This is a genomic window from Peribacillus folii, assembly GCF_030271255.1.
In the GTDB taxonomy this organism is placed as follows: domain Bacteria; phylum Bacillota; class Bacilli; order Bacillales; family DSM-1321; genus Peribacillus.
This window is the reverse complement of sequence record NZ_JASJOM010000006.1, coordinates 322,033-341,884: the sequence shown is the minus strand read 5'-3', so window position 1 is coordinate 341,884 and position 19,852 is coordinate 322,033. Positions and strand designations below refer to the sequence as shown.

Here is a 19,852-nt window from a genome sequence, read left to right as displayed (position 1 = left end):
TAGAGGATATTCCATTACGTGGGGCATCCTCCCATACAGCAGGCAAACGTGATAATTGAATTATCTTGTTTGCCTGCTGTTTTTTTAGGGTGGCTCAATCCACTCCAAGGGAGGCACGATCGCACAGTATGTGTGGAGTTATCTGTTAACAGCACGCACTTTCTTCTTTTTAACTGAATATCCTGCACCAGTCACGTGCCCCGTTGTCTCATACCGGATTAAATGATTGAAGGCAGCCCTTTGTGTAAGGTCTCATTAAAGGGACATACTCTTTCTTTTCCATTATGAACATATTTGCGGTAGTCACTGCTTATAATAATAATGTAACAAAATTAAGCGTTTAATATACCCGTTCACTCCATCTGATAACCTTGTTTTTATTGCCAAATAAATTTTAAAAAAATTAGGTTTTAGATTATAGAAACGGGGAAAATAATGAGTACAGCGGCAAACAAAAAGAAAGCACACTAACACATCGAGGAGTGCCAAACAGTTCCGCAGGGGCTATAGCTAGCTAACTTTACCCACTAACTGAAACATTCACATTCATTAGATATTGTGCATGATCGGCATCATACCATTTGAATGTAAAGTTAAAGAACTGAATGGGCAGGACTTAACGTAAAGAGATTTCTTGGAGTCTGCCGTAGATGAAAAAACAACTAACTTGAAGGAGGAAATATATTATGGGATTTTTATGGTCATTAATTATCGGAGGTATCATTGGTTGGTTAGCAGGTATGATCGTTGGACGTGACGTGCCATTTGGAATTATCGGTAACATCATTGCAGGTTTTGTAGGTGCTTGGTTAGGTTCGTTAATTCTTGGAACTTGGGGACCTTCAGTGGCAGACTTCGCTATCATTCCAGCGTTGATCGGTGCTATCGTGTTCGTCTTCATCTTAAGCCTTATCTTAAAAGGCATGAGAAAAGCATCATAACAATGAATAATAATGCTGGCCCTAGAGGCCAGCTATTTTTTTGTCCATTTATTATGAAAAGTCGCCGAACAGAAAACACCGTTCATTGGAACGATGTTCAGACTGTAGACAAACTCGATGAAAATCGAGTTTGTCTATTTTTATGAGTTGTACAATATGGCTGTTGATTTCCTCTTCCGCAGGAGTCTCGAACACCCGCTTCCCGCCAACTTTGTTTTAACTCATAGAAAGAACCCTTGTCCCTATTGTTAAAAACTGGTGGTAAAGAAGATACAGCTTTTAAAACACCGGCAATGCAAACTACCTATTTATACCGGCTTTACAAACACATTTGTGTTTTCTGTCCACCTTTTTCAAGGTGGACAGAAAGCAAAAATTTTCAAAAAGTGGTGACACAACATAACTGGCAAACACATACTCTTTTGTCTACAAAGTGAACACCGTTCCGTATTGGAAACGGTGTTTTCCTCCATTTAGAGGCGCTCATCGAAAATTTCAGGTTTATCCAAGAATGGAGCAGTAATAACCATTTTTTCTTCTAGAATGGGGTGGGTGAATTCGATTTTCCGTGCATGCAGTGCTTGACGCGGAAAGATTTTTTTACCGCCATACAAGGTATCGCCGGCCAAAGGATGATTCAAATGGCTAAAATGAACCCTGATTTGGTGTGTTCGGCCGGTTTCCAAGGTGCAGCTGACAAGCGACAAGTTCCTGTTGGGATCGTGATGGAGCAACCGATAATGAGTGATGGCGGCCTGGCCAGTAGGGGACACCCTGCGTCTGGTCGCATGGTGGCGATCCCGGCCGATTTTCGCATTGATATCGCCTTGCTTCTTATGGAGACTGCCTTCGACCAAAGCTAAATACGTCCGTTTGATCGCCCTTTCTTCCAGCATTCTATCCAGTATTGATCCAATCAGGCGGTTTTTGGCAAAAAGGACTGCACCAGTCGTATCTTGATCAAGCCTATGAATATGCTTGATCATGCAGGTCTGGCCAGTTTGTTGAAGATGGTAGGCCACCCCATTAAGGAGGGAGCGGCGATCACCGGGCTGAGAAGGATGGGTATCGATTCCGGCAGGCTTATTGGCAACCAGCAACCATTCATCCTCGTATAAAATCGGGATTTCCAAGTTGGTCGCTTGAACAGCTTCATCATCAGCCATATCCATTAAAGGAATGCTAAGCAAATCTCCTTGTTGAAGGGAAGTGGACCACGGGGCTGCATGGCCATTCAGCTTTACTTCTTTATTCATTCTCCATTCATGCACCAGTTTTTTCGGGGCCTTCCACCGTTCCCTAAAGAGTGATTCCAGTGAAATTCCAGTCCAATTCTGCTGGACTTTTATTAACATATTTTGGTTGTTTGCATTGTTATCTTCCAATTTTATTCCTACTTTCGGCTTATTTGGTTGAGGTTTTATCAAAAATCTATATAATAATTACAGATAAGTTACTGAAAAAGTAACAATGGACCTATTGTCAATATTGTTGTGGTGGAAATTACCACATATTTTTTACAATTTTTATGTTATTCTATGGAGAATGAAATCGCTTGTCCTAGAATATACATATATTAGATAGGTCTAACGGATCTGAAAAAAGGTGGTTTTTTAATTGAAGACGGTCTTTTCTTCAACGGAAGAACAAGAACAGGAAATAGCGAGTCTCGTTTCGAGATTCTACGAAATTGTATTTCCGAAATACTTCACGGAAAGTGAGATCATCCATTTTCGGAAGTTAGGCGTCCTAGCGCCCAATCGCAGCAGCACGTCTACTTACTTGGGCACATTAAGGGATGCTTTCCAAGTAATGACCTGCCTGCATGTGCTCCTTTCCATTTTAGTCAAATACCAGGAAGGGGATTCCATTATGGATGCCGAGTCAGCGGAATTATTTCAACATAACATTTCGTTATTGAATGAATACGGAATCTTTTTCCCATTTTATTATGACCATTTTTCAAGCATGAAACGTGAAGCGAGTAATGATATGCAGATGATGGATGTCCAAGTGGCGAATCAATATTTAGTATAAGCCAAATAAAATGAGCAGGCTATAACGGGAGAAGCATCTTCCGTCAGGGCCGGCTCATTTTTTTCATTAATTAATGTCGTTATCTTCAAACCACTTCTTAAAGGTTTCCTCTTCTTTAAATCCAACGATCCGATCTTGTTCCTGCCCATTTTTATAGTGAACGATGGTCGGGGTATCCTTGATGCCATAATCGCTCCAGCCTTGATCGAATTCCAATAAATTGTATTGAACAAGGTCGATCCCCAGTTTTTCTGCCAATGGCGCTACGATTGGAGTGGTTTTCTCACTATAATCGTTTTTAGGGCTGTAGTAATACACCGTCACGTCTTTTTTATCTTGGAGGTCTTGCTCCAGCTCTTGTGGCAGTATCAAGTTTTGATAATTGGGATCATCCAGCTGATTGACAGTGGCAGGGTCAAGTTTATCCTTGCCGTATGGATTCTCTTTAGATTTTTCTTCTTTTTTCATTGTAGTCAAAACGCCCATCAGGACTAATATAGCAACGATTATCACTAAAAAAATAGCCATTTTCCTCATTAAGCTGCAACCTCCTTGGATCTTGTCCATACGATGTAACTGCATAGGGTATGAATGCAGTCAGGCTAGGAACGGGTCGGTAATGAAACCAAAACCGTCGATTTATTGTCTTGTGCATGCAATCCTTCTGCATGCAAGGGCCGGAAATTAATGATACGTGCAATTTTACGCAGCGAATCGGATAATATCATGGTATAAATGCTTTTATCGAATGTTTTTCTATGTGATGGCAATTCCAAATATATCCCGGAACCACCTAAGAGCATACCGCTCATTACACTTGTTTTAGAAAAATGGAAGGTCCAAACTTCGCTTTGAAGGAAGCAGCTCACTCCTTAGCATGCGCTGTTCTCGTCACTGCGTTTTCAGTCATTCTTGGTTCCTCTTCCCCATCACTTTTTTCCCTCAAGAAAAGTATAGTATGTATGGATAGGGTCTGTAAAATATATATTCTTTTTCGGATGAGAATAGCCAGGAAAAGGATGGAAACATGAATAGATACAGTTGTTTTAATTTTTGAATAAGGGGTATAATTCTTATGGAAGAGATTAAAGGAGTCTGAGGAAAATGCCTAATTTGGACCTGCATAAATATGAAAAAATAATGGAAATACGTAACATGAAAATAGAGGACATAGATGAAATTATCGCTTTGCAATCGAGTTGCTTTCCAGGAATGGTTCCTTGGAAGCGAGAACAGCTAGAGAGCCATCTGGAAATTTTTCCGGAAGGGCAATTCGTAGCTGAATATGATGGAAAAGTGATTGGGTCATGCTCAAGCCTTATCATTAACTTTGACGAATATGATGATCGCCATACATGGGACGATGTAACCGATAATGGCTATATTACGAATCATAATCCAGACGGGTATAATTTGTATGGGATCGAGGTCATGGTCCATCCTAATTTCCGCAGGATGAAAATCGGTCAAAGGCTATATGATTCAAGAAAGGAACTTGTTGCGCAGCTGAATTTGAAAAGCATCATCATCGGCGGCAGGATCCCCAATTACCATAAACATGCGGATGAACTGTTGCCAAGGGAATATGTGAAAGAAGTGCAGTTACATAAAATATATGACCCAGTGCTTTCATTTCAACTGTTAAATGGATTCACACTCATGAGGATCAATCCGAATTACCTGCCGGATGATTTGCAATCCAATAAATACGCCACGCTCATGGAATGGAATAATGTCGACTATCAGCCAAAATCGAAACGATATTACAAAACTTCCGAGCCTGTAAGGATATGTGTGGTTCAGTACATGCTGCGCAAGATCGAATCATTCGATGACTTCGCTAACCAAGTCGAATATTTCACCGACGTTGCTTCCGACGCCAATGCCGATTTTGCGGTGTTCCCGGAATTGTTCACCACTCAGCTGATGTCATTCCTGAATGAAAGATCGCCAAGCCTTGCTGTAAGGAAGCTTTCAGATTTTACGGAGCAGTACATTGAATTGTTCACTACGTTAGCTGTAAGGTATAATATCAATATCATCGGAGGTTCTCATTTCGTAAAAGAAGACGATGATAACATTTATAATATCGCGTATTTATTCCGCCGTGACGGGACGATCGAAAAGCAATATAAGATTCATATCACACCGAATGAAAAAAAATGGTGGGGCATTAACGCTGGTGACCGGGTTCGGGTCTTCGATACGGATTGTGGGAAAATTGCGATTCAAATTTGTTATGATATCGAGTTTCCCGAGCTTGCTCGGATTGCAACCGATATGGGAGCCAAAATCATCTTTACACCTTTTTGTACGGAAGACAGGCAGGGATATTTACGCGTTCGTTATTGTGCCCAGGCGCGTGCTGTCGAAAATCAGATTTATACCGTCATTTCCGGAACGGTCGGCAATCTGCCCCAAACGGAAAATATGGATATTCAATATGCTCAATCAGGTATTTTTGCCCCATCCGATTTCGAATTTGCTCGTGACGGCATAGTCGGGGAAACGAGCCCGAATTTGGAGATGGTCCTGATTGGCGATGTGGATCTTGAAATATTACGAAGAGAAAGACAGTCAGGGACGGTAAGGCAATTGAAAGATCGCCGCCATGATATATACAAGTTACATTACCGGAATGGTGAAAAATAAGCAGTGAAAGAGCTCGTAATGAGAATTGACGCTTCGTGCGTTTCCTCTCAATGCGAGCCTTTGCTTCATTTATTGGAAAAAATGTGATAATTTTGTATATGTAAGCCAAATACATAGACCATAAAAAGGGGTTTGGGAGGAGAGGTTGTAGATGGACTGGAAAGCGTTATACACCAAATGGGCAGGGTATCAGAACTTAAATGGGGAATTGCGTGTCCTCCTTGAGGAAATGCAGTGGAATGAAGCAAAGCTGGAGGATGCCTTTTATAAGAACTTAGAGTTCGGCACGGGCGGCATGCGCGGCGAAATCGGAGCAGGTACGAACCGAATGAATCTTTATACGGTAAGGAAGGCAACGGCAGGGCTGGCTCAATTCATCACTTCGTTTGGGGAAGATGCAAAAGTGAGGGGAGCTGTGATCGCTTATGATTCAAGGCACAAGTCTCCCGAATTTGCGCTTGAAGCAGCCAAAACTTTAGGGACGTTTGGAGTAAAGGCTTATTTATTCGATGAACTGCGCCCGACCCCCGAATTATCTTTTGCTGTACGCGAGCTGAATGCCTTTGCTGGGATTGTCATCACGGCGAGCCACAACCCGCCTGAATATAACGGATACAAGGTTTATGGCCAAGATGGTGCACAACTGACGCCAGAGGCTGCAGATCAAGTGATCGGCTATGTGAATGGCATTGAAAGTGAGCTTGATATTCAGGTTGAAGAAGTTGAATCCTTAAAAGAGAAGGGTCTCATTGAAATGATCGGAGAGGATTTGGATGCAGCCTACAATCGCGAGTTGCTGACAGTTCCCGAGAATGCTGAGCTGGCAGAGGAAATTGATGTGTCCATCGTTTTTACGCCGCTTCATGGAACGGCAAATAAATCCGTCAGGAGGGCACTTCAAAGCCTGGGATACCAAAATTTACATATTGTTAAGGAGCAGGAGCTGCCAGATCCGGATTTTTCGACAGTCAAGTCACCAAATCCCGAGGAACCAGCAGCGTTCGAAATGGCAATCCAACTCGGGAACAAGGTCGAGGCAGACATACTAATTGCAACTGACCCCGATGCAGACCGATTGGGAATTGCCGTGAAAAATGAATCAGGCGAATATGTTGTCCTGACGGGAAATCAAACGGGCGCCCTTTTCCTTGATTATTTACTTACCCAAAAAAAAGAAAAAGGAGAGATTCCGTCAAACGGAGTTGTCTTAAAAACGATCGTCACCTCAGAAATAGGGAGGGCAATAGCTAAAACCTACGGCCTAGAAACGGTTGATGTCCTTACAGGTTTTAAATTCATCGCCGAGAAAATCCGGCAATATAATGAAAACGGGGAATATAGCTTTTTGTTCGGGTATGAAGAGTCGTACGGTTATTTGGTTAAAGACTTTGCCCGTGATAAAGATGCCATCCAAGCGGCGGTGCTTGCTGTAGAGGTTTGTGCTTATTACAAAAAACAGGGGCTGACTCTTTATGAGGGGCTATCGAACGTGTTCGAAAAATATGGCTTCTACCTTGAGGGATTGCGGTCTTTGACGCTGAAGGGAATTGAAGGCGCAAAGCAAATTTCAGGAATATTGAACCAATTCAGGCAGAACCCTCCAGTTCAAATTGCCGGCAGCAAGGTAATCACAATGGAAGATTATCAGAGCAGTAAAAAGCTCACATTGCCTTCACATGCCGAAGAATCGATTGAGCTTCCAAAATCCAATGTATTGAAGTATTTCCTGGAAGATGGAACATGGGTATGCCTACGTCCTTCAGGCACCGAACCGAAAATAAAATTTTATTTTGGCGTGCAGGGTAAAACGATGCCGGAAGCTGAATCCAAGTTATCAGCAGTGATGACGAATTTTATGGACCAGATTGAAGCATTGGTTTAAGGGAGGGAAATGTAATAATTTGTATGGCTACACAGACTGTAGACAAACTCAAGAACTCCGGAGTTTGTCTACAGTTTTTTTGTGGGTATGTAAAGCATCCGTCGAGTTGGAGTATACATAGACCGGTTCATATCCCTTCAGGCACTTCTGTTAATTAATTCTCCACTACCATTTTGAGTGCGAAAGCAACCCAATCTTATTGAAGAAATTTTGTCAGTAAGGGAGAGAAGATGCAGAAAAATATTTAGAAGCCTAAAATTTAATTTCAAAGTAATTCCGCTCCGATTTTGATATACTGGATTGGCGAGTGATGGGAGTCGATCGATTATCATCTAACTTAGAGCGAGCCGTATAAATGGAGGGTATATATTCATGAAGTTAGTAATCATTAATGGTTCACCACGTAAGCAAGGGCGTACAGGGATTGCATCGCGTTACATATCCAAGAACTATGGAGCAGAACTTATTGATTTAAGCAATAGTGAAATTCCTTTGTATTCCGGTGAAGGTGAGCAATATCAACTGGAAGTGATTCAAGGTCTTCGTAAAAGCATTGAGGAAGCGGATGGGGTGATCCTTGCTACTCCTGAGTATCATGGTTCGATGAGTGGTGCTTTGAAAAATGCTTTGGATTTTCTGAGCAGTGAGCAATTTGCTCATAAACCAGTGGCATTACTGGCCGTTTCCGGTGGGGGGAAAGGCGGAATTAACGCACTGAATTCGGTTAGGACTGTAGGGCGCAGCCTTTACGCCAATGTAATTCCGAAACAACTGGTTCTTGATCCGCATTGCTTCGATTATGAAAAAGATGGTTTATTTGAAGAATCATCCGCACTTGTTGAGGGTCTGCTTGAAGAACTTAAAATGTATGCAACTGCTTATGCGGCAATGAAAAAATAATGAGATGAGGGTCAGGTATTTATATACCTGACCCTTCCTTGTTTTATGGGTTTCACCAGCCAAAGTTTTTCCCTTAAAATCCATCTTCTTGTATATATTTTACCGTTTTGCAAACACTATGGGTGATTCAGCCAGGAAGTTCACTTATAAAAGCATTTGTTTTTTCTGCTGCATGATCCAAATAGCGAAGCAGTGCATACAGCTGGGATTGAACGATTTGATAATCATGCTCAAACCTGTAAGCATGTAAAAAATGTTCGATTTTTTTCGAAAGAATGTGGTCTTTCGTTCGTACCATCAATATTAACAAGCTGTCCCAATCAGAACGATGTGTGTGAAACAATGCTTGATCATAATCCGCGATCCTCATGTAGTTCTCCCCCTTATTAAGGAGCTATTTGTATTTTGTTCAGTTCGCGATTAACATCTCCTAACAATAAGTGGCGATGTATATGGACCGCTGTTGTTGCTTTTTACCTGAATAAAAACAAAGGTGATTATATGAGAAAAATAATGCTGATCATCATATTGGCCGTGAATATTTGTCCGGAGACAACACTGGCAGAAGCAGTATATTCTCCCGAACGGATGGAATTGGACCTGAGGAGCATTCAGGATCAATATGGTTTGGACGTGCAAACAATCGGTCAAACGGAAAAAGGGAAGCATATCAAGGCAGTCAAGTTAGGAACTGGGAAAAAGGCGATTTTGCTTGTTGGATCACATCATGGCCGCGAATGGCTAAGCTCCAAAATTCTAATGGCCATGCTTGCGGACTATGCAGCCGCATATCGTGCAGGAAAGCCTATCGGAGGGTACCCTTCGGAATTATTGAATCAAGTCAGCATCTGGTTTATCCCGATGCTGAATCCGGATGGGGTCAGCATCCAGCAAGGAGACTTATCAAGCCTGAATATGCTTGAAAAAACATCCATCTGGAAAATGAATAGGTACAGCATGAATTGGTCGCGATGGAAGGCTAATGCTAAGGGTATTGATTTGAATAGGCAATATCCGGCAGGGTGGAAAGAAGTCATGAGCCATGAGAAGAAACCAAGTTATCAATTTTATAAAGGGAAACAGCCCATCCAAGCTGCTGAGGTGAAAGCGCTAGTGACGTTCACCAAGGAAATTGATCCGCTTATCGCGGTTTCCTACCATACCTCGGGAAGGGAAATCTTTTGGCATTATCAAAATAAACGCGACAATATGGCGAGGGATTATGGAATTGCAAAAAAAACCGCGGAACTGACCGGGTATGAATTGACCTTTCCTGAAAAAAATGCGGTAGGGAGCGGATTTACCGATTGGTTCATCACTGAATTCAACCGTCCCGGAATGACAATCGAGCTTAGTTATTTAGTGGATGAAACCCATCCACCCATGTCTGTTTTTCCCGAAGAGTGGGAAAGGAACCGTAACGTCGGCATCATGCTTGTAAAAGAAGCAGGGCTGCTGCATAACAATTTAAAAATATTACATAATAATACTAAAGAGTAACCAATGAGGAGGAAACAGGTTTGAAGAAAATCATCATGATTGTAATGGGAATTTTTTTATTTTTACAGGCAGGAGTACTTTCAGCCGAGGCAGGCGAAAAACCCGATTATGAAAAATACGGAAAGATAGCGATTGCTGTCGTCCAAGCGGATTATCCCGAAAATGAAGTTACGGATTATGAATATAAGGGCAGAAATACAGTAGCGAAGAATTTTGTCGAAGATAATTTCAATTTTTTGGTAGCTTCCAAAGGAGTGGAATTCAATGTCATCGTGACCGTGCAACATGATTTGCGGAACAAAAAATTGCTTAGTTTAAAGGTCACGGAGCAAAAAGGAAAGTGAGTTCAGCCTACGAAAAGAAAGACATGATCCATGCCGAACATCTTCGTCTTCAGAAGATGTTTTTTTTTGCTTTAAAGTCATATTATCATCCAGATGCAGCTTCCATGAATTTTTGATTGCTTTTATGAGCTGCAAACCAGTATAGTTAGTATGGATTGAAACAATACAGTTTGATTTTAGGAGTATCAATAACATGTGGAAGTTTAAGAAAGTTTATGTAGAAATAACCAATATATGTAACTTGAAATGCAATTTCTGTCCCAGCTCCAGTTTGCAAAGGACCCTTAAGTTTATGGATCCAGAAGGATTTTCGCATGTCATTGAGAAAATTAAACCACACACCGATCATATTTACTTTCATCTTATGGGGGAACCATTTTTGAATAAAAATTTGGGCACCTTCCTCGATATAAGTGCAGACAATGATCTGAAGGTGAACATCACAACGAATGGCACGCTGATTCAAAAGGTCAAGGAAAAGCTCCTTTCGAAAAAAGCCCTCCGTCAAATCAATATATCCCTTCATAGCTTTGAAGCGAATGATACAACAAATAGTTTGGACACATATGTCAGCAATATTGCCGACTTCATCAATGAAGCAAATGCGACGAGCGAAGTGATTTGTGCCATCCGCTTATGGAATATGGATACCGATGAATTAGAGGCGAGTAATGGGTTGAACGATGATATCCTTAGCATGTTGGAGGAAAAGCTCTCCTTGGATATCCGACTAAGTGAAGCACTTCAGCAAAAAAACAACATCAAGTTGAAGGATCGGGTTTACCTGAACATGGCCGAAAAATTTGAATGGCCGGAATTGGACCGTGACATTATTGACGAGAATATATTCTGCTATGCGTTAAGAGATCAATTGGGAATTCTGGTGGATGGAACGGTTGTGCCTTGTTGCTTGGATAGTGAAGGGAAAATCCCCCTTGGCAATATTTTTGAAACGTCACTTGAAGACATCCTGAATGGTGAACGTGCCAGAAATATGTATGATGGGTTTTCAAGGAGATGCGCAGTTGAAGAATTGTGTAAACGCTGCGGTTATGCGAAGCGTCATAAAAAATAAAACAAAGTAACCCACGTAGCTAAGCTTCGTGGGTTAATTTGTTTTTGAATGATAATTCTGAATATTGTTGTTTTCATAAAGAAGCCATGATAAAATTTTTTTATCGCTGGATGAAGCCTTAGCTTCATATTTCATATAAAAAAGTATGCAATTCATACCGTGGTTAGAAAGGGATGTTATATGGATTTACAGCAAAAAGTTAAGGAAGTGTTCCCGGGTTTATCAACTGGACAAAAAAAAGTAGCAAAATATTTGTTAGTGCAATCACATACATTTGCTGTCACATCAGCCCAAAAGCTTGGAGAGGAAATTGGCGTCAGTGAAACCACGATCATCCGTTTTTGCTATTCATTGGGTTTAAGTGGATTTGCGGAACTTCAAAAACGTATCCGTAATCAATTAATATACGAAAACAGCAGCTTGCAGGAATACCATACTTCCAAACTGGAAGCTGCCATTCAGCCCAACTTTATGGCTCAAGTGATGGGCCAAGATATACGCGGCATCAAAAAAACAATCCAACAACTATCCGATGATCATTTCTCCAAAACGGTCGATAGGTTGGCCGAAGCTGAAAATATATTGATAGCTGGACATCGCTTATCATACTCGGCAGCACATTGGTTAACGTTTACGCTTAGGCTTGTGCGGGAGGAAGTCGATTTATATAGACCGGATATGGATGATTTATTTTTACAGCTGAGTAAAATGAGTGGAAATTCCGTTTTTGTGGCCATTTCGTTCCACCGATACGTAAAAGAGACCGTGAAAATAACGGAGATGGCTAAACGGGCCGGTGCTTTTGTAATCGGCTTGACTGATTCCGAGCTGGCACCCATTGCCGAGTTCACGGACATTTTATTGCCGATTTCAACACCGAGGATGTCCACCATCGATACGGCGCCTGTTTTATTCTCTGTATTGAATAGTTTGGTAGCTGGTGTATCGGTTAAAGATGAACAGCGTTTCAAAGAAAGGAAAGCCATGTATGATGCATTCAATCAAGATGACTATTTCTTTTGACGTTTAAACCGCTGAGGGGGAAAAGATATGGATATTAAACAAACGATCCAAGCATTAAGGCCGCGCATCTTCGAGATATTCGATCATCTGCATGCCCATCCTGAAACGAGCTGGAATGAAGTGAATACGACAGCCTTCATTTCCAATATCTTAAGAGAAAACCTCTGTAATGCACAAACCTTCGAAAGCTGCACAGGAGTTATTGGTGAAATCGGCGCCGGTGCTTTCACGGTCGGGCTGCGCGCGGATATCGATGCTCTTTGGCAGGAGGTGGGTGGAACTTTTCAAGCTAATCATTCCTGTGGTCATGACGGACATATGACCTTGGCACTTGGAGTGTTCCTTGTTTTAAAGGAGCTGGAGTATAGGCCGGCAGGAAAACTGAGATTCATTTTTCAGCCAGCTGAGGAAAAAGGGACGGGTGCTTTGAAGATGATCGCAGAGAATGTAATGGAAGATGTCGATTTCCTTTATGGCGTGCATTTGAGGCCGGTGGAGGAAGTGAAGGATGGGAAGGCTGCACCAGCCATCTTCCATGGCGCCGCCCAGTTCATGAAAGGCGAAATAGTCGGCACGGATGCCCATGGGGCAAGACCGCATCAAGGGCAAAATGCGATTGAAATAGGAGCGGCTTTCGTCACATTGTTAAATGGCATTCACCTCAATCCATCCATTCCATATTCAGTGAAAATGACCCAGTTTGCTGCTGGCGGCGAGAGCTCCAATATCATTCCTGGAAAAGCCACTTTCTCCTTGGATTTACGGGCACAGGATAATGAAACCATGAAAATGCTCACCAAAAAAGTGGGGAAAATTGCAGAGTCCTTGGCGATTGCCAACGATGTGGGCATAAATCTGCTGCCGTCATCGAATGTTGCTGCAGCCATCGTGAACGAGCAGGCACAGGAAATAATGGCCGGAGCGATAGCCGATACACTCGGAAAAGAAAATCTGGTTGTCCCAGTCATAACGACCGGAGGGGAAGATTTTCATTTTTATACACTTAAAAAGCCGCAAATCAAAGCGACAATGCTTGGTTTGGGGTGCGGTTTAGCACCGGGGCTCCATCATCCTGACATGACCTTCAACAAGGATGCTTTGTTATCGGGTATTGAAATCCTGACGAAAGCCATCATGATCACTTTTGAAAAATATGGGGAGAAGGGGGCCTTGGCATGTCAGAGGAATTAACCATTAAATCGTTATCTTCGCCAGAAGATCTTGAAGCGGTGCAGCGGCTTGGAACCCTTGTATGGGGGATGGATAGCATCCCTACCCATCAGACCATTACCGCGGACATACAAGTCAAGCATGCCTGAAGTGTGATAAAAAGAACAAGGCAGAAAACAGAACATACACATGTAAATGTGGATTCAAAAAGCATCGTGATTTTGTCGGTGCTAACATTCGATATGCACTTGTGATTGATGGTAATAATCATTCAGACTAAGATGCTAGATGCATGGTCTTAGTAGGGGCAATGAGCTGCCCTTATCTTGAAGGCTGTTCAAAACAGAAATGGACTGCGAACGCTTAGTCTTTCAATACACCGTAAGCGCTTTAGCCGTGGGAGTCTCAAAGGGTATGTAGGGTTTGTCATCATGGCTGCGCTTATCATCGCCTGGATTCGTCCAAGGACGAAAAAAAGGCCAGGGAGCACAGGAATCGCGAAATGGTGAAATGCCGGCAATAGGATATCTTTGCAGCAATGCAGAGCTTGATATTTATTAAAGGAAGATTATCATGTACCTTTACACATGATCACGGCATTTTTCCTCCTTTTTTTCATACATTAGTGTAAAGGCGGAAGACAAGGGGGATATCGGATGAATGGAACGGAGCAAAAGGCTCTGGAATATGCCATTAGTGAGATAACAGAAATTGCAACTGGTTTCGGCTTGGATTTTTACCCGATGCGTTATGAGATTTGTCCGTCGGAAATCATTTATACATTTGGTGCCTATGGGATGCCTACACGTTTTTCGCACTGGAGCTTTGGAAAACAATTTCATAAGATGAAATTGCAGTATGATTTTGGGTTAAGCAAAATCTATGAACTTGTCATCAATTCTGATCCTTGTTACGCTTTCCTGCTGGACTCCAATTCACTTGTACAGAATAAATTGATTGTTGCCCACGTATTGGCGCATTGTGATTTCTTCAAGAATAATATACGCTTCAATAATACGAAGAGGGATATGGTGGAAAGCATGTCAGCCACTGCAGAACGAATCCGGGAGTATGAAATCCTGCACGGTAAGAAGGAAGTGGAGACGTTCCTTGATGCACTTTTGGCCATTGAAGAGCACATCGACCCTTCGTTGATGAGGCCGAAGCTGGCTTGGTCGATGGAAGATGAGGAAGAGGAAGAGGAGATAAAACCGATAGCGACTCAATATGATGACTTATGGAACCTGGACAGTAAGGATAAACCGAATAAATCGAGCATGAAAAAAAGAAAAAAATTCCCGCCGCGGCCTGAAAAGGATATTATGCTTTTCATTGAACAGTACAGCAGGGACCTAGCCGATTGGCAGCGTGATATCATGACGATGATCCGGGAAGAGATGCTGTATTTCTGGCCTCAGCTCGAAACGAAAATCATGAACGAAGGCTGGGCCTCCTACTGGCATCAACGCATTATCCGCGAATTGGATTTATCCTCAGGGGAAGCGATCGAGTTTGCAAAATTGAATGCCGGCGTCGTTCAGCCATCACGCACCAGCATCAACCCTTATTATTTAGGATTGAAGGTGCTGGAGGATATCGAGGAACGTTATGATAATCCAACCGAGGAAATGATCAGACTGGGTGTCAAGCCGGGATCTGGCCGGGAAAAGATGTTCGAGGTCAGGGAAATCGAATCGGATATTTCCTTTCTCCGCAATTATTTGACGAAGGACCTGGTCATGCGGGAAGATATGTATTTATTCCAAAAGCAGGGCAAAGATTATAAGATTGTCGATAAGGCATGGGAACAAGTCCGCGATCAGCTCGTCAGCATGAGGGTGAATGGTGGGTTTCCTTATATTACCGTTAATGATGGCGACTACATGCGCAATGGCGAGCTATATTTGAAGCATTGGTTCGAGGATATTGAGCTGGACCTGAAATACCTGGAGAAGGTCATGCCGTATATCCATCAGCTTTGGGGGCGCTCCGTACATTTGGAATCAGTGATGGAGGGGAAAGAGGTCCTGTTTTCTTATGATGGAAAAGGGATTCATCGGAAATATTTATAAAGGCATTTTACCCAATGAATTGGACATATAATGTAAGCAGCTTCGTAAACCTGAGTTCGGTATATCGGACTCAGGTCTTTCCATTTGTGGATGGAAATGACTAGAATCATTGTGCTCCATGTAGAACCTCTTAAATCAACCCGCTCACCTTTTTAGAAGCCTCATTTAGTGTTAATAAAATGAACCGTAAAACCGCCCCGTAACCGTTACGGGGCGGTTTAGGTGCTATGAATCAAAGCTTGAAGCACTTATGAGGGACTCCTGCTACCTTTATCAGAGTTAAATCGGCAGGCATTACGCCTCATAAAATAAAAATATCTTAGAAATCAATGATGGCTTCCAGAAAGTCTAACCAGTATAAACACTTTCACATGTCCCTGGCTTTGGTTCATAAAAACAATGATTTTTAAATTGACCGGCAAAAGGTTGGTCGTACCAAGTTGGAGGGCATGGGGCGTAGGGATTGAAATACCAAAGCGCATATTTCCCTGGGTGCTGTCTCCAATAATCCAAATTCTGTTTTGCTAATCTTTTTTCAGCAGATCTCGCTCTTTGATAAAAAACATTTCCTTTTTGAACAGCTTCAAAAGAATAATTTCCTCCTTGGACATGAAAAATGACTTGTGGAATTGTCCTTAAATCTTTAAAGTCTAAACAACTTGCTTTCACACGATTAACAATCACATTGCCCACATATAACATTCCTTGTAATCCTTCACCTTCAGCTTCTGCTCTCATCATTCTTGCCATCAAGTCAACGTCCGAACTTCGGTAACTTACTCTTGGCATTTTTTCACCCCAAAAATATAGTATGAAAAAAAACCTGCATTCATGTTTATGATTTAAGAGGACTAGCAACTTTTTAGTTAGCTGCAAGCTATGACATGCTTTTTTTTCTATCTGGAACCATCATGTCCTTTCCAATTCCGGAGGCCTTCATCATGCTTGGAGTTATGGTCTCCAACTGGGATATTGGGCTTGGAGACAATTTGGAGCAGGAGAGGCCGTTAATGATTCGATAGTGATATCCCATTGAGCACTTGATTCCATATGGTCGGCTTTCTTGACGTGGAATTGCACGAAACAAAACCTTCAATCGGCACCATTCTCAAGGATTTGTTACTTTTCCTGGGTGATACCGGAAAAGATGGCTTACAACTCTGCGGTCTTTTCATAACTTCGCGTTCAGCCATTCATGAATAAATTGGATTGGCACTGGACAACTTGTGTGAAAAATCGTTGAATTCGAGTATTCAATTTTTCTTAGTATCCTGTAACGGATATCATGAACGAAAAGTGCGAGTATGTCCCTTTGCACCCTATTTTCGCGCTCCATGAAGCCCTCAAACCCATTTCTCAGTAAATGATTAACATCGGAGACATGAATGCCTCTTAAATCATGACCTTGTCAACCTTTGTTTAAGGTATAGGATATTGACATTTAGCCTTTACCAATTGATAATGAAAATTGTTATCAATTAACTCTGCTGGAATAGACGGCCATAAGAAAGATTTTGCAGTTGTGAGTCAGGATTATAGCCATGTGTCGAGAATAGGCCAGCCAAAGGATGTGTATCATGAAAAAAGAAGGAGTATGGACGAAAGATTTTATTTCCATATCGATGGTTAATTTTGGATTAATGCTATCGATGTATTTACTGTTGGTAACGATGGCCCCTTATGCAATTGAAAAATATGATGTTTCCGTCAGTACTGCAGGATTGGCGGCCAGTATCTTCATCATTGGCGCTCTAATGAGTCGGTTATTTGCAGGGCGGCAAATAGAAAGTATAGGGAATAAAAAAATGCTGGTGATGGGGATTGCCATTAATATCATCATGACCTTTTTTTACTTTCTGCCTACCAATATAGTAGCCATCATGGTCATTCGCTTTTTACAGGGAATCGGTGTGGGAATGGCCACTACAGCAACTGGAACAATCGTAGGAAAGGTCATCCCGGCCAATAAATATGGAGAGGGAATCGGTTATTTCAGTTTAAGTGCAGTATTGGCCGCGGCAATCGGTCCTTTGATTGGTGTCGCCCTGATAGAATATATGAACTACACGAGTATCTTCTTCTTTTCATTAGCGGTGGGAGTGATAAGCTTGATCATTTCCGTTCTTGTGAATCCTCCAGCAAAGGAGATCATGACGTCAGCGAAAAGCCGATTTGCATTTTCCAGTTTCATTGAACCTAAGGCGTTGCCGATCTCACTCTCGATATTGGTGATAGCTCTTGGTTATTCAAGTATCCTTTCATTCATCACCGTTTATACTGCCGAAATCGATTTAGTGGAGGCGGGCAGTTTTTACTTTCTTGTCTATGCACTCGCTATTTTGGTTTCAAGACCATTTACAGGAAAACTGGTTGATTTGAAAGGCGGCAATAGTGTAGCCTATCCTGGCTTGGTATTATTTGCGATTGGCATGTTCCTAATTAGTCAGGCGCAAACAAGTTTCGTCTTTTTGGTGGCATCGGCATTTGTCGGATTAGGATATGGGAACTTTCAATCTTGTACGCAGTCTCTTGCCATCAAAGTGACCCCTAGGGAAAGAATTGGATTGGCCACATCGACATATCTCGTTTTTCTTGAATTGGGGATTGGATTTGGTCCCTTCATATTAGGCTGTCTTGTACCTTTAATCGGATATAGAGGGATGTATTTATCGCTGGCAGGGCTAATCATGTTGGGCATTCCTCTCTACCATGTACTACATGGGAGGAAAGATAAGGAAGCTCTCTTCTCGAAAATGACATGAAAAACTCGAAAAATGTGGAGCTGCCATTATAAGCAGGTATCCGTTTACCGGCAAATTTTTTAAAAAAACAAAGAGGTTTCGGAAGGGGGTACCCTCCGAAACCTCTTTTATAATCCTGATGTACTTGGTTAGATTTTGATATCTACCTTAGCATTTTTCTGAAGTTCTTCCACATGTTTCACAAGCTTCTCCTGTTTCTTTTGCTGTTCTAATTGTTCCTTGATTTGCGGCTTCATTTCTTCCAATTTATTTACCTTTTGGCCGCTTGCTTTTGATTGCTCTGCCATCTGGTCGTAATATTTCTGGATTTCTTCATCCGTTGGTTCTTCTACTTTAATCTCATTTTCTACGTACTTCGTATAGGGTATATTCTCGGCGATCTGTGTGTTCAGCGTTTCTGTATTCAGGCCTGCTTGCTTCATCGCTTCCTGGAATTTTTCCTCGCTGCCATATTGCTCTTTGATTTTGGCAAGTTGCTTTTTGATTTCAGCCTTGGAGGCTGTGTAGCCTTTTTTATCAGCAGCTTGCAGCAATAATGTTTGCCCCACTAATGAATTGATCGTTTGTTCTTTAATTTGCTTGGCACCTTCTTTGGTGGTTGGATCTTGTCCAAATTGCTGCATTTGCATTTGAGTTGACGATAACACGGTATTATATTCTGCCCCAGTGATTTTTTCGTCATTGACGATGGCTACCGTTTTCTTTTCATCGACTTTTTGCTTGTCTAATTTCTTTTGCATTTCTTCCATCTTTTTTTGTTGTTCCTCAGTTGCTTTAGCCGTTTCCTTGCTTTTCTGTTCCTCGGTCGTTTTAGTATCTTTCTCGTCACTTTTTTTATCCGCTTCATCGTTCGAGCCACAGGCCGTCAGGGCAACAGCCAATAATCCGATCACGATGGGGTACAATAGTTTTTTCATGTTCATTCTCCTTTCATATTCAGTGCTAAAAAAAATCATCTAATGCGCATTATATAGGATTTGCCCTTTAAAACACAATAAAATCATTCTTTTTTTCCAGAAAACAGGAATATAGTAGAGTCCTTTCCCGAAGATATAGGTGCTCCTTTCCAAGAACTGAAACGATTTACCCTTCATCCTGGGCAGGTGATTGGAGCTAGAAAAGATGTAGCAAGCAGTCAATGATGATAGGAGGTCCATGAGCGGGTATTGCTTGATGGCTGAATATATATCGATTGATATATAGGGTTCCGATCACAGACAGTGGAAATGGAAGTGGAAGCCACATCAATCTTATATTGATCATATGAACAGGCGACAGTAATGCAAGGGAGATTATCATCGGATTCTAAGCCTGTTTTTTAAGTCGGTGTTAACTCGATCGACTACTTCGATCCTGCAATGGTAGAGTCATTACAGGACCGTTTCATTAAAAAGGTAAAAGCCGCGAAGCCATTCGCAGCATGTAAAGGATTAAATAATCGCGGACAGGACCTTTCGCGATTGAAGGACGTGATGAAGGGAAAAGAATGATGCC

The 19,852-nt window shown here is 41.9% G+C and carries 18 protein-coding genes and 1 pseudogene; 14 read left to right on the top strand and 5 right to left on the bottom strand.

Annotated features, from left to right (window positions below; all coding sequences use genetic code 11):
- Positions 1–686: 686 nt before the first annotated feature.
- The gene (locus tag QNI08_RS12780; RefSeq protein WP_180319977.1) at positions 687–941 is read left to right on the top strand and encodes a GlsB/YeaQ/YmgE family stress response membrane protein; all 255 of its coding nucleotides are present in this window, start codon (positions 687–689) and stop codon (positions 939–941) included.
- A gap of 473 nt (positions 942–1,414) precedes the next feature.
- On the opposite strand, the gene QNI08_RS12775 is transcribed toward QNI08_RS12780, so the two are convergent.
- A complete protein-coding gene (locus QNI08_RS12775; protein WP_285767831.1) occupies positions 1,415–2,296 on the bottom strand; it encodes an RluA family pseudouridine synthase in 882 nt (293 codons plus the stop codon).
- A gap of 262 nt (positions 2,297–2,558) precedes the next feature.
- On the opposite strand from QNI08_RS12775, the gene QNI08_RS12770 reads away from it, so the two are divergent.
- The gene (locus QNI08_RS12770) at positions 2,559–2,978 is read left to right on the top strand and encodes a DUF5365 family protein (RefSeq protein WP_285767800.1); all 420 of its coding nucleotides are present in this window, start codon (positions 2,559–2,561) and stop codon (positions 2,976–2,978) included.
- Between the two features lie 66 nt (positions 2,979–3,044).
- Here the strand turns inward: QNI08_RS12770 and QNI08_RS12765 are convergent, their stop codons facing one another.
- Positions 3,045–3,515, bottom strand: coding sequence for a thioredoxin family protein (locus QNI08_RS12765; RefSeq protein ID WP_285767799.1), 471 nt, complete (start codon positions 3,513–3,515; stop codon positions 3,045–3,047).
- A 567-nt stretch (positions 3,516–4,082) separates the two neighbouring features.
- Between QNI08_RS12765 and QNI08_RS12760 the strand changes: the two genes are divergently transcribed.
- The 3 genes from QNI08_RS12760 (at position 4,083) to QNI08_RS12750 (ending at position 8,412) form a co-directional block, all read left to right on the top strand.
- Positions 4,083–5,630: a bifunctional GNAT family N-acetyltransferase/carbon-nitrogen hydrolase family protein gene (locus QNI08_RS12760; protein WP_285767798.1), complete on the top strand. Its 1,548-nt coding sequence runs from the start codon at positions 4,083–4,085 to the stop codon at positions 5,628–5,630.
- A gap of 151 nt (positions 5,631–5,781) precedes the next feature.
- Positions 5,782–7,512 carry a phospho-sugar mutase gene (locus QNI08_RS12755; protein WP_285767797.1) on the top strand — a complete coding sequence of 577 codons (1,731 nt, stop codon included), beginning with the start codon at positions 5,782–5,784 and terminating at the stop codon, positions 7,510–7,512.
- 372 nt (positions 7,513–7,884) lie between these two features.
- Positions 7,885–8,412: an NADPH-dependent FMN reductase gene (locus QNI08_RS12750; protein WP_285767796.1), complete on the top strand. Its 528-nt coding sequence runs from the start codon at positions 7,885–7,887 to the stop codon at positions 8,410–8,412.
- A 127-nt stretch (positions 8,413–8,539) separates the two neighbouring features.
- Here QNI08_RS12750 and QNI08_RS12745 read toward each other — a convergent pair whose 3' ends face one another.
- A complete protein-coding gene (locus QNI08_RS12745) occupies positions 8,540–8,782 on the bottom strand; it encodes a YhdB family protein (protein ID WP_285767795.1) in 243 nt (80 codons plus the stop codon).
- 131 nt (positions 8,783–8,913) lie between these two features.
- On the opposite strand from QNI08_RS12745, the gene QNI08_RS12740 reads away from it, so the two are divergent.
- The 8 genes and pseudogenes from QNI08_RS12740 to QNI08_RS12705 all read left to right on the top strand — a co-directional run bounded on the left by QNI08_RS12740 (position 8,914) and on the right by QNI08_RS12705 (position 15,596).
- A complete protein-coding gene (locus QNI08_RS12740) occupies positions 8,914–9,912 on the top strand; it encodes a M14 family zinc carboxypeptidase (RefSeq protein WP_285767794.1) in 999 nt (332 codons plus the stop codon).
- Between the two features lie 20 nt (positions 9,913–9,932).
- A complete protein-coding gene (locus tag QNI08_RS12735) occupies positions 9,933–10,256 on the top strand; it encodes a DUF3889 domain-containing protein (protein WP_285767793.1) in 324 nt (107 codons plus the stop codon).
- Between the two features lie 193 nt (positions 10,257–10,449).
- Complete coding sequence (locus QNI08_RS12730; RefSeq protein WP_285767792.1) at positions 10,450–11,331, top strand: radical SAM/SPASM domain-containing protein; 882 nt, start codon at positions 10,450–10,452, stop codon at positions 11,329–11,331.
- A gap of 180 nt (positions 11,332–11,511) precedes the next feature.
- The gene (locus QNI08_RS12725; RefSeq protein ID WP_285767791.1) at positions 11,512–12,354 is read left to right on the top strand and encodes a MurR/RpiR family transcriptional regulator; all 843 of its coding nucleotides are present in this window, start codon (positions 11,512–11,514) and stop codon (positions 12,352–12,354) included.
- A gap of 27 nt (positions 12,355–12,381) precedes the next feature.
- Positions 12,382–13,545, top strand: coding sequence for a M20 peptidase aminoacylase family protein (locus tag QNI08_RS12720; RefSeq protein WP_285767790.1), 1,164 nt, complete (start codon positions 12,382–12,384; stop codon positions 13,543–13,545).
- Positions 13,530–13,673 carry a hypothetical protein gene (locus QNI08_RS12715; RefSeq protein ID WP_285767789.1) on the top strand — a complete coding sequence of 48 codons (144 nt, stop codon included), beginning with the start codon at positions 13,530–13,532 and terminating at the stop codon, positions 13,671–13,673. The genes QNI08_RS12720 and QNI08_RS12715 overlap by 16 nt, the downstream gene beginning before the upstream one ends.
- Positions 13,643–13,804, top strand: a pseudogene (locus tag QNI08_RS12710) (zinc ribbon domain-containing protein); the annotation flags it as partial. The gene QNI08_RS12715 and the pseudogene QNI08_RS12710, both read left to right, overlap by 31 nt.
- Positions 13,805–14,180: 376 nt before the next feature.
- The gene (locus QNI08_RS12705) at positions 14,181–15,596 is read left to right on the top strand and encodes a SpoVR family protein (RefSeq protein ID WP_285767788.1); all 1,416 of its coding nucleotides are present in this window, start codon (positions 14,181–14,183) and stop codon (positions 15,594–15,596) included.
- A 348-nt stretch (positions 15,597–15,944) separates the two neighbouring features.
- Here QNI08_RS12705 and QNI08_RS12700 read toward each other — a convergent pair whose 3' ends face one another.
- Positions 15,945–16,385, bottom strand: coding sequence for a cell wall hydrolase (locus QNI08_RS12700; RefSeq protein WP_285767787.1), 441 nt, complete (start codon positions 16,383–16,385; stop codon positions 15,945–15,947).
- Positions 16,386–17,173: 788 nt separating this feature from the next.
- On the opposite strand from QNI08_RS12700, the gene QNI08_RS12695 reads away from it, so the two are divergent.
- Entirely contained in the window at positions 17,174–18,358 is a 1,185-nt protein-coding gene (locus QNI08_RS12695; RefSeq protein ID WP_285767786.1) for an MFS transporter, read from the top strand.
- Between the two features lie 128 nt (positions 18,359–18,486).
- Here QNI08_RS12695 and QNI08_RS12690 read toward each other — a convergent pair whose 3' ends face one another.
- Positions 18,487–19,275, bottom strand: a complete 789-nt coding sequence (locus tag QNI08_RS12690; protein WP_285767785.1) for a SurA N-terminal domain-containing protein — start codon at positions 19,273–19,275, stop codon at positions 18,487–18,489.
- Positions 19,276–19,852 lie beyond the last annotated feature (577 nt).